This is a genomic window from Bartonella sp. AP58NXGY, from assembly GCF_042195785.1.
Taxonomy (GTDB): Bacteria; Pseudomonadota; Alphaproteobacteria; order Rhizobiales; family Rhizobiaceae; genus Bartonella.
Window position 1 is genome coordinate 1 of record NZ_JBHIOY010000150.1, and the last position, 908, is coordinate 908.

Consider the following 908-nt stretch of genomic DNA (forward strand, 5'->3'; position numbering starts at 1 on the left):
ACACTCTGATAACTCTTATCCTGAACCGTATAAGTCGGTGCAACACCTTTTAATACATCGGCTCCACCTCCTAAGTACTTCGAAGTATTCTCAGAAACTGTTTTAAGATCATTCCTTACTGTCGTAACATTCTGATTGGTCGCAAAAAGCTGACTACCATTGACTGCGTCTGTCGATGTTTCGGTGAGCGCTCCTGCTTTTACACCTGTGAGGCTCCGTGACGCTCCATCAGTATTCGCAAACGTAACTTCAGTTCCGCTCTTTTCACCTCCAACTGCAATAACATGGGTCTGCTCATCTTGCTTAACAAGACTGTCTCCTACAACTTGGTTAATCTCATTCTTAAGCTCATTATGAATATTCGTGAAAGAACTTCCTACTCCAGCAAACGCTTCCGCTACTGTGTTATAGCTCTGCTCTTCAACCTTGCTACCATCAGAACTTACTGTATGAACCTTGAAGCTTGGAGCTGCCCATTTGCCTTCTTTATATTCAGCTCCACCACCTAAATAGCCCGCTAACGTATTATTCATCGAATAAAGCTGAGAGCCATTCACGGCATCGGTTGATGCTTCTGTAAGCGATCCGGCTTTCACGCCCGTAAGGGTCCGAGCGGCATCACCACTGTTGGCAATGTTAATGCTGGTACCACCTTTTTCCGCACCGATCTTGATCACCTTGCTCTCAGCATCCTGCTTAACAAGACTATCACTCACAACATTGTTAATATGATTGTTAATATCCGTAACGGCATTCGTCACTTCATTATGAAGATTCGTGAAAGAACTTCCTACTCCTTCAAAAGCTGCTGCAACACTATCATAGCTCTTCTCTTCAACCTTATCGCCAGCAGTATTCACTGTATTAACTGTGAAGCTTGGAGCTACCCAGCTGCCTTCTTTGTATTC

1 pseudogene is annotated in these 908 nt (G+C 44.2%); it reads right to left on the reverse strand.

What is annotated here, in order from left to right:
* Positions 1–908: pseudogene (locus ACFINC_RS10100) on the reverse strand (hypothetical protein); the annotation flags it as partial.